This is a genomic window from Candidatus Aquarickettsia rohweri (assembly GCF_003953955.1).
Classification (GTDB): domain Bacteria; phylum Pseudomonadota; class Alphaproteobacteria; order Rickettsiales; family Midichloriaceae; genus Aquirickettsia; species Aquirickettsia rohweri.
In genome coordinates this window covers 1-9,822 of record NZ_RXFM01000047.1, presented here as the reverse complement: position 1 = coordinate 9,822, position 9,822 = coordinate 1, and the positions used below count along the sequence as shown (strand labels likewise).

12 protein-coding genes and 1 tRNA gene are annotated in these 9,822 nt (G+C 28.0%); 8 read left to right on the top strand and 5 right to left on the bottom strand.

Annotated features, from left to right (window positions below; translation table 11 throughout):
* From EIC27_RS08200 to EIC27_RS03925, 3 genes are all read left to right on the top strand, one after another.
* Positions 1 to 230, top strand: a 230-nt coding sequence (locus EIC27_RS08200; RefSeq protein WP_205702304.1) for a transposase domain-containing protein, incomplete at its 5' end; no start/stop codon positions are given.
* Between the two features lie 125 nt (positions 231 to 355).
* A complete protein-coding gene (locus EIC27_RS03930; RefSeq protein WP_126044830.1) occupies positions 356 to 640 on the top strand; it encodes an ankyrin repeat domain-containing protein in 285 nt (94 codons plus the stop codon).
* Positions 641 to 688: 48 nt separating this feature from the next.
* A complete protein-coding gene (locus EIC27_RS03925) occupies positions 689 to 1,759 on the top strand; it encodes a hypothetical protein (RefSeq protein WP_126044829.1) in 1,071 nt (356 codons plus the stop codon).
* A 395-nt stretch (positions 1,760 to 2,154) separates the two neighbouring features.
* On the opposite strand, the gene EIC27_RS03920 is transcribed toward EIC27_RS03925, so the two are convergent.
* From EIC27_RS03920 to EIC27_RS03905, 4 genes are all read right to left on the bottom strand, one after another.
* Positions 2,155 to 2,925: a PhzF family phenazine biosynthesis protein gene (locus EIC27_RS03920; RefSeq protein WP_126044828.1), complete on the bottom strand. Its 771-nt coding sequence runs from the start codon at positions 2,923 to 2,925 to the stop codon at positions 2,155 to 2,157.
* Complete coding sequence (locus tag EIC27_RS03915; protein WP_126044827.1) at positions 2,915 to 3,646, bottom strand: response regulator; 732 nt, start codon at positions 3,644 to 3,646, stop codon at positions 2,915 to 2,917. Before EIC27_RS03915 ends, EIC27_RS03920 begins: the two co-directional genes overlap by 11 nt.
* Before the next feature lie 14 nt (positions 3,647 to 3,660).
* A tRNA-Thr gene (locus EIC27_RS03910) sits at positions 3,661 to 3,735 on the bottom strand.
* A gap of 52 nt (positions 3,736 to 3,787) precedes the next feature.
* Positions 3,788 to 4,717 (bottom strand): complex I NDUFA9 subunit family protein, encoded by a 930-nt coding sequence (locus tag EIC27_RS03905; protein ID WP_126044826.1) that lies wholly within the window; start codon positions 4,715 to 4,717, stop codon positions 3,788 to 3,790.
* Between the two features lie 130 nt (positions 4,718 to 4,847).
* Between EIC27_RS03905 and EIC27_RS03900 the strand changes: the two genes are divergently transcribed.
* Genes EIC27_RS03900 through virB11 form a run of 5 tightly spaced genes read left to right on the top strand, consistent with a single transcriptional unit; the run spans position 4,848 to position 9,390 of the window.
* A complete protein-coding gene (locus tag EIC27_RS03900; RefSeq protein ID WP_126044825.1) occupies positions 4,848 to 5,537 on the top strand; it encodes a superoxide dismutase in 690 nt (229 codons plus the stop codon).
* Between the two features lie 9 nt (positions 5,538 to 5,546).
* Entirely contained in the window at positions 5,547 to 6,269 is a 723-nt protein-coding gene (locus EIC27_RS03895) for a VirB8 family type IV secretion system protein (RefSeq protein WP_126044824.1), read from the top strand.
* Complete coding sequence (locus EIC27_RS03890; protein ID WP_162298325.1) at positions 6,256 to 6,993, top strand: TrbG/VirB9 family P-type conjugative transfer protein; 738 nt, start codon at positions 6,256 to 6,258, stop codon at positions 6,991 to 6,993. The genes EIC27_RS03895 and EIC27_RS03890 overlap by 14 nt, the downstream gene beginning before the upstream one ends.
* A 4-nt stretch (positions 6,994 to 6,997) precedes the next feature.
* Entirely contained in the window at positions 6,998 to 8,410 is a 1,413-nt protein-coding gene (locus EIC27_RS03885) for a TraB/TrbI/VirB10 family type IV secretion system protein (protein ID WP_126044823.1), read from the top strand.
* On the top strand, positions 8,407 to 9,390 hold the full coding sequence (virB11, locus tag EIC27_RS03880) for a P-type DNA transfer ATPase VirB11 (RefSeq protein WP_126044822.1): 984 nt from the start codon (positions 8,407 to 8,409) through the stop codon (positions 9,388 to 9,390). The genes EIC27_RS03885 and virB11 overlap by 4 nt, the downstream gene beginning before the upstream one ends.
* A 202-nt stretch (positions 9,391 to 9,592) precedes the next feature.
* On the opposite strand, the gene EIC27_RS08195 is transcribed toward virB11, so the two are convergent.
* A partial coding sequence (locus EIC27_RS08195; RefSeq protein WP_205702304.1) for a transposase domain-containing protein occupies positions 9,593 to 9,822 on the bottom strand: 230 nt, incomplete at its 5' end.

The following is a 9,822-nucleotide window of genomic DNA, read 5'->3' as shown; positions in this document are numbered from 1 at the left end:
GTATAAAACCATTTGCAGTTGGCAGAAAAAATTGGATGTTCTGTGCAACAACTAAGGGTGCTAAAGCTAGTGCAAATATTTATAGTATTATTGAAACTTGCAAAGTAAATAAGATTAATCCTTATGATTATTTAAAATATTTGCTGAATCATATTCATGATTATTCTGATCCAAAAGAGTTAGTAAATTTACTTCCATATAATATTGATAAAAAAATATCATCAAATTAAATTTTTTTTAGAATTATCAAAAAACTTAAGAAACCCAAAGAAAGGCGGATAATACTTGTCAAGATGGGGATATTTTAGCGTTTACATTATATCAGTATAAATTAAATTTTTAAAGGTGATAGATTATGGAAACAAAAACATGTGATAGACAATTACGTCATGCTGCTATAGAAAACAATCTAGAGAAAGTTAAATATTTTGTAGAATCAGGAAAATGCTCTCAAGAAGCATATGATAGTGCATTAAGTTATGCTGTTGGAAAAGAGGATCTAGAAATATTTACATATCTTGTAAAATCAGGACTATGCTCTCAAGACGGATATGATAAAGCATTAATAAAAGCTGCTAGTCTTAACAAGCTAGATATAGTTAAATATTTTGTAGAATCAGGAAAATGCTCTCAAGAGTGATATAGTCATGCATTAGTAAATGCTGCTGGTGAAGCTAAAAATCTAGAGATGGTTAAATATCTTGTAGAATCAGAAGAATGCTCTCAAAAAGCATATGATGATGCATTAAAAGAAGCTGCTGCTAGGCTTAACAATCTAGAGATAGTTAAATGTCTTGTAAAATCAGGAAAATGCTCTCAAAAGGTAATAAAAGAATTGTTATTTAATCAAGATGGCTCTTTAAAAGAGAAATTTAATGGCATAAAGGAAGAATTAATTAAAAATAACTATTTAGATAAAAATTTATTAGAAGGTCTTATCTCTAAAGAAGAAATTAACGAATTAAGTGAAAAATATCAAGCTCAACAAGAATGGAGAATAAAAGAAGATTGTATGTTGATGAATAATTTAAATAAAGTATCTGATAGGAATATTATTAATAAAGTACAAAATAAAATCATCGCTAAAACTTTTAAAATAGGAGGATTGCCCTCATTCAAATTGACACAATATTTAAATTTAGATCGCTATGAAAAATTATTAAAAACTTTAGACTTAAATAAAAAGAAAGCAATAGAAGATAAAAATAGCGATAAAGGTTCTGACAACAAAAACAATGAATCTAAAACTAAAGAAAATAAAAAGAAAGCTACAGAACTACTAAAAAAAGAAGCATGCAAAAATCCAAATGAAGAAAAAGTGAAACATAATGAAGATGAAGATGATGAAAATGATCAGGATGATACTTCAGGTGGACAGGGAGGAGGAAATACAGCAAGTAATAGTGAAAAACAGCAGTTACAAAAAGATAAAAATGGTAATACATATTATATAAATAAAAACGGTGAAAGAATTGATAAAATGGAAGAAAGTATGGAGCAACCAATAAATGAACAAGCTATGGAAGAGATAACAAATGATACACTGGCTCAATCAATTCACATAGAATTTAAAGATAGCACTGTAACATTGCTAAACAAAGAGAGCATCCAGCAAGAAGATACACTGCCAATGCTATACATAAACGATTCAAAAGGAATGGGCATGGGAGTAGCAATGCACTCACTAAACTTAAATAATAGTACGGAAGAGATGCTAACTCAAAATGATGAAACACCACATTATGCTGAATTATTATAGCCATTCTATATAGCTAAATAACTTTAATTTAACCCAAGCTGCAGATAAAAATTGCTTTGTAAAAGGCAAAGAACTGTTATATACAAATACTTGAATAAAATTTTAGTTAACAATATAGTCATTGCGAGAGCATTTTAATGCTCGCGGCAATCCAGGAAAACTATCAACAAATGTAAATGCGACAACAATTATGGATCACCACAGTCGAGCTAAAGCTCTCCTTCGTGATGACTATAAGGGACGCTGTGCTTCATGACGGCAAAATTTGTTATAAATTTCTAATTTCTTATCTGCAGTTCGGGTTAATTTAAGTACATTAAGAGAGGGAGCTAAGTGTGGTAAACTCACATGAGTAACGAGCGAAATTGTAATTATATTATAAGGAATTAGCTATATCAGCTGACAGTGATAGTTTTTCCTGAAATTATCACTTTATCTTTTAAATTCTGACATTTTATTACACCACCTCTTTTAGAAGCTTGATAAGCAATCATATTGTTTTTACCAAGTTTTTTAGCCCAATATGGAATTAATCTGCAATGTGCAGAACCACACACAGGGTCTTCATCAATACCAACCGATGGAGCAAAATACCTAGATATAAAATCATATTCATCATCTCTTGAAGTGATTAATAATGCTCTATAAGGTAATTTTAAAATCAAATTTAAATTTGGATTAAAATTTCTCACTTCATTCTTATCTTTTAACTCTGCAAAAAGAATATTTTCCGATAAGCCTAAGTATTCTACATTACAATTTTTCAAAATCTCATTAATTAATTTATTTGATTGAATTGCTTTTATTTCTATACTAGGTGCATTTAAATTTATCCAATCTAAAGTCTTAGATGCAATAAATTTATTATTTAAATTTAAAAACTCTATTGAATCATCATAATTAACTAAATCATTCTCATATAAACAATGTGCTGAAGCCAAAGTAGCATGAATACAAATTGGAGCTTCTGAATTTGGAGTAAACCAACGTATTTGGTATTGATTTTTGTTAATATTTTTTAAGAAAGCTGTCTCTGATAAATTATTCTTTGTTGCTATCTTTTGCATTTCATCTGAACTTGGAAAATCATCAACAATATAAACAGCAGCAGGGTTACCTGAACTTATAGAGTCACTAAAAGCATTAACAATACTATTAGCTATCATATTGATTTGAGGTATCTAGTGATTCAAGAATATATCCAACTGATCGCACTGTTTTAATATGCTCTGATTTTTCATTACTTACACGTGATATAGCTTTACGCAATTTAGCAATATGAACATCAATAGTCCTATCTTCAACATAAACTTTAACACCCCAAATTTTATTTATTATAGTACTTTTTGGCACAACCTTTTCAGGTTTTTCTAATAAAATTTGAAGTATTTGAAATTCTATAGGTGATAACTTTAATTCTGTTTTATTATAATAAGCTTTATGAGTTTTAGAATCTATCTCTATATTGCCGTATTCAAGTTTTGTTTCTGAGAAAATTGGTCTAATTCTTCTAAGCAATGCTCTTATTCTGGCTATTAGTTCTATATCGTTGAAAGGCTTAGTTAAATAATCATCAGCACCATTGTCAAGGCCTATCACTTTTTCAAAATCCTCACCTCTTGAAGATAACATTAATATTGGAATGCTTGAAATTGAAGTAATTTTTCTTACTTCATTACATATTTCTATTCCAGATTTACCAGGTAAAAGCCAATCAAGAATCACTAAATCAGGCTCATTGTCTTTAATTATTTCTACTGCTTCTATTCCATCATTTAAAACGTATGCATTAAAAGAATTATCTTCTAAAGATTCTTTAATTTTACTTGTAATCTCTTCATCATCTTCGATGATCATTATATTTGCTTTAATTTTCTTTTCAAACATATTCCCTCAAATTTTGGTGCCGGATGTCTGATTTGAACAGACGACCTACCGCTTACAAGGCGGTTGCTCTACCACTGAGCTAATCCGGCATATAAATTTTAGCTTTACCATTATCTTAATATCTTCAAATTTTAAATTTTGTCAACTTGTAATATTATATAATTGCTTTTGAATGAAAAAATTTAACGGAGTAGTATTTATTTTTAATTTATCAGCTAAATTCTCATTGTTTATAATATTGTTTATTAAAAGCAAATCTACTTCTTCTGGATTTATTGGAAATGATTTAATTAACTTAGAAAGATAAGAAATTATTTTCATTATGCTATGATTTATTGAAAAGTACCGTGGAGACTGATTTAGAGCTTTATATATTTCATTTACTATTTGCAAGAGAGTTAATTTATCTGGCCCGCCTACTTCATAAATCTTTCCATAAAAATCTGTATTTTCCATTAATAATATTTTTATTATAATATCAGTTAAATCCTCAACAAAAATTGGCTGAAAAAATACATGACCTTTATTAACCAATGGAAAAAATGGAAAAGTTCTTATTAGCTTTATTAAATTGTTTATAAACTTATCTGCGTTACCAAATACTACACTTGGCCTAATTATTGTTGCTTTGGAGTAATTTTTTAAAATTACTTTTTCTCCTTTAAGTTTTGTTTTTGCATACTCAGAGAATTTACAGGTTTTTTCTATACCTAAAGATGATATATGAATTAATTTTTTAATTGCTAAATTATTTGCATAAGTAGAGATATTTTTTGGAATATCTATATGAGAATATCGAAAAGTCCTATCATTACTTTCTCTAAGAATACCAATTAAATTTATTATATAATCTGTATTGCTAAAAATTTCTTCGTAAAATTGTTTTGTATTTTCAAATTTAATATTGCAAATTTGTCCAGGAAATCCATGTATATATAAATAATTATGTTCATTATTATGGCTTTGCACCAAATTTATTTTAAAATCTAATTTAGCTAGCTTTTTAACTAGATTAGCACCAATAAAACCACTTCCTCCAAAAACTGTAATTGTAGATTTTTCTTTTATCATAATTAATTAAATATTTGTTTTCATAAATAATTGCACCAAAAATTATATAAAACAAGACGATATTTCTTGCAAATTTAAACTTTGGTTATTAATCTCATGTTTAATTGCATATTAATTATTTTATACTAAAATGATAAAATTTAAAAGCTTGCCGTATTCAAAAAATACATTGCAGCCAACTATTACAAAAGACACTATAGATTTTCACTATGATAAACATCATAAAGGTTACGTTGACAAATTAAATAAATTTATTGAAGGCACTCCTTATGAATCTTTAAGTTTAGAAGATATTATAAAAAAATCTTATATCTCTAAGGATACTAAGATTTTTAATAATGCAGCACAAATTTGGAATCATGACTTTTATTGGGATTCAATTAGAAAAAAGATAATAATTGATGACCTTAATGTAAATGAATTAGATAAAAATAAACAATCAGAAAACTTAGATAAGGATATATTAATGCAAAATAAATCGCCAAAAGAAAATCCACCTCCAGGTGATTTATTGAATAAAATTAACGAAGATTTTAATAGTTTTGAAGAATTTTATAAGAAATTTGTTGAAACAGGAGTTACTTTATTTGGAAGTGGGTGGATTTGGCTCGTACAAAACCCCAATACCAAAAAATTAGAAATAATGCAAACATACAATGCTGATAGCCCAATGCTACACAATAAAATTGCAATATTAACAATTGATGTTTGGGAACATGCATATTATATTGATTATAAAAATGACAGATTAAGTTATTTAGAAAATGTTATTAAATTTCACCTAAATTGGGATTTTGCTAAAAATAACATTAAACTTTAATTGATAATTATGAATTTTAAAAAATTTTTTAAAAAAAATACAGATGCTAATGAAAGTAAAGAAAATAATCCAATTAATTTCTTAACTAATAATAAAGAGTTAAAAAATTGGAAAGATGATAAATTTCAATCTGCAATTGTACAAAGAAACTTATTATTAATTGGATTACTTTTATGCTTTATATTAATTCTTGTAGCACTTAGTACTATCAGATACTTAAAAAACACTCAAAGCATAGATCCTTTTGTTATAGAAATTGAAGAAAAGAGCGGCGTTCCAACAGTAGTAAAGCCACTTTCTATTGAAACATATTCTGCAAATGAATCAATAAAGAGATATTTTGTAATGAAGTATATTAGAGCTAGAGAAGAGTATTATTCAGAAACTTTCAATCGAAATTTTAACGATGTAGTTAGAGTTTTATCTAGTTCTAGTGTTTATTATAGTGATTATAGAAATAAATTTGGTTATAATAACCCTTCAAGTCCATATAACTTGTATGGCTCTGGTTCATATAGAACAGTAGGCTTAAAATCAATTATTTTTCCTTCAGACACATCTGCACAAATTAGAATTAATTTAACTGTTTCTGGACAAATTAATATGGTTATGAATAAGATAATTTATATGGAATTTGATTACTTTAACTTAAATATGAGCGAGCAAGATAGGCTAATAAATCCTTTAGGATTCCAAGTAACGTTATTTAGAATGAACGATGAAAATAGCTAAAAAAATGTGTTTAATAAGTTTTTGGTATTTATTTGCCATTAGCTTTATTTTTGCCAGTGACAACCCTATTTCCACTGACAGTAGAATAAAAACATTAATATATAATCCTAATGAAATTTTTAGATTAGTAGTACATTTTAATTTTCAAACAAGCGTAGAATTTGAAAAAGATGAAGAAATTAAGACAATTACAACTGGTAATAGCTATGCATGGCAATTAATCCCAATTGATAATAGATTATTTATTAAACCTCTTGAAGATAATATTTTAACAAATATGACAATCATAACAAACAAAAGAGTATATCAATTTGAAGTTCAATCAAAACCATATTCTGGCTATGTAGATAACGAATTAGTTTATGTAGCAAGATTTTATTTTCCAAGTCCAGATGAAAAAATTGATTATCCAGAGATTAAGAAAAATGATGATAAACAAGACATACTTGAAGTAAAACCATATAATTTCAATTATGAAATGGTAGGCCCAGTAAAGTACTTACCTTCTAAAGTATTTGATGATGGTTTAAAAACATATATATATTATGATAAAGACATCACTTTTAAACAACCTTTTATCAAAGTTATCAAAAATAATAAAGTTCTTAAAATTAAACCAAACATAGTTGGTGATTATTTGGTAATTGATAATATAGGAAAACATTTAGAGTTAAGTTTTAATAATAATGTTATTGAAATAACTAATAAAAATTACATAAATTAAATTTATGGCACAAGAAGAACAAGTAAAAGATGTTAATACCAATATAACTGATAATAATGCTAATCAAGAAGCATCAGGTCAAGAAGCAGTAAATAAAAATACTACCTTTTCTTCCGTATCTATTGCTTCAACCCAAAAAAAATTCCTATTAATATTTTTTATACTTTTAGGTGTATTAGTAGCATATTATTTTATTTTTGAAGGAAATGACTCTAAAGATAAAGTTAAATCTGAACCAGTAGATAAAAAGGAAAAAGAGCAAATTTTAAAAACTTCTAAGCCAGTACCTGAAGTAAATAAAGATTCTGAAATTAAAGATTTAAATAAAGATTCTAAATCTATTGAAGCTCCTCAGGTTCAAGCTCCAACACCACCTCCCCCACCTCCTCCACCTCCTGAAAAACCATCAATTCCTCAAAAACCAACTTTACCATTACCTCCAAGTTTAAATACTAACAGTGATGATGATGATGATTCTTCATCAAAAACAATATTTAGGTCACCTTTTTCAGATGACAGTGAGGAAAAAAAGAAAAAGCAAATGGCTATAGAAGCTAAAATGAAACAAGGGATAATGGTTTCTGGAGGTGGTGGCAGCGGTGGAGGATTGCTTGGAGGAGACAGCAAAAATAAAGATAATAAATCTTCCTCTAAAAAAAGCACATCAGACTTCTTGGGTTTTGGTGATGGAGCACTTGACGGGGAAGTAATAGGAAAAACAATAGCACCTACTGTAAAAGCTACAGAAGTTACTAATTTAAATAGAACAATTATTCAAGGAAAAATTATTTATGCTGTTCTTGAGACCGCAATCAACACAGATATACCAGGAATGCTAAGAGCAATAGTTTCTCGTGATATATATGCTGAACAAGGAACAGATGTTATGATTCCAAAAGGATCTAGGTTAATTGGCACATACACTTCTCAAGTAAAAGGTGGACAAACCAGAGTTGGGGTAATATGGAATAGATTAATCAGACCAGATGGGCTTGATATAGAAATTAAATCTCAAGGAGTAGATCAACTAGGTAGGCCTGGTGTTGCTGGAAATGTTTATGATCATTTCTGGAGAAAAATTGGAAACGCATTCTTAGTATCTTATGTTGTACCAGTTGCTGCTGCTGAAGCTGCTAAAAAAGCTTCTAATATCAAAAATTCAAGTTCAAGCTCAACTACAAATAAAGGTACTGATGGATCTATAACAATTACTACTACTGGTGATCCTGTATCTCAAGCAATAACTGATAGTACTAAACAATTTAGTGATATAACAAAAAGTATGATTCAAGATTCATTTTCCACTAATCCAACTATTACAGTTAATCAAGGAACGATAATCAATATTCTTGTACAAAGAGATCTTGTTTTTCCACCACCTTCATTATTACAAAATAGAAAATTAAATAACAAATGAGCCTGAATGTTACTGCACTTGAAACATATTTAAAACCACTATATTTATTATTTGATGAAGATGGAGTAAATGAAATTTCTATCAACAGACCTCTAGAAGCATGGGTAGAGAATAAAGGTGATATAAGAAAAGAAAATGTTCCACAATTAACTTTTGAACATTTAAAATCACTTGCTTTACTAGTTGCCCAATCTACCGAACAAATAATAAGTGAAGAAAATCCTTTATTATCAGGAACTTTACCTAATGGGTTTAGAATACAAGTTGTAATATCTCCAGCTTGTGAAGTAGGTACAATTGGCATTTCGATAAGAAAGCCATCAACAATGAATCTTGACTTAGATGCATATGAAAAACTTGGAGCATTTGATAATACAGCTATAGAAAAAGTAGTTGATAAAAACGATGATATTTTAAATCAATACTTAAAAGAAAAAAAAATTAAAGAATTTTTAACGCATGCAGTAATTAGTAAAAAAAATATTATTATAAGTGGTGGTACATCAACTGGTAAAACAACTTTTACAAATGCTATGTTACGTGAAATACCACATGATGAACGTTTAATTACCTGCGAAGATGCTAGAGAGATAGTACTTAATGATCATCCTAATAGATTGCATTTACTTGCTTCTAAAGGTGGCCAAGGTAGAGCAAAAGTAACTACACAAGATTTAATAGAAGCATGTTTGCGTTTAAGGCCAGATAGAATTATTGTTGGTGAGCTTAGAGGTGCAGAAGCATTTAGTTTTCTAAGAGCAATTAATACTGGTCATCCTGGTTCAATTTCAACATTACATGCTGATACTCCACTGATGGCAATTGAACAATTAAAATTAATGGTTATGCAAGCCGGACTTGGGTTACCACCAGATCAGATAAAAGAATATATAATGCAAGTTGTTAATGTAATAGTTCAACTTAAAAGAGCTGAAAAAGGAAGAAGATATATTTCTGAAATATATTTTCAACCAAGTTAATTACAGTTAAAATAAAAAGTTATCACTAATAATTATTCAGCAAACTTCACTTGATATAATGAAAGAGTATAAAATATTTTACCAGGTAATAAAAAAAAATAACAGATATAATACAAGGTAAACGCTAAAATATCCCCATCTTGACAAGTATTATCCGCCTTTCTTTGGGTTTCTTAAGTTTTTTGATAATTCTAAAAAAAATTTAATTTGATGATATTTTTTTATCAATATTATATGGAAGTAAATTTACTAACTCTTTTGGATCAGAATAATCATGAATATGATTCAGCAAATATTTTAAATAATCATAAGGATTAATCTTATTTACTTTGCAAGTTTCAATAATACTATAAATATTTGCACTAGCTTTAGCACCCTTAGTTGTTGCACAGAACATCCAATTTTTTCTGCCAACTGCAAATGGTTTTATAC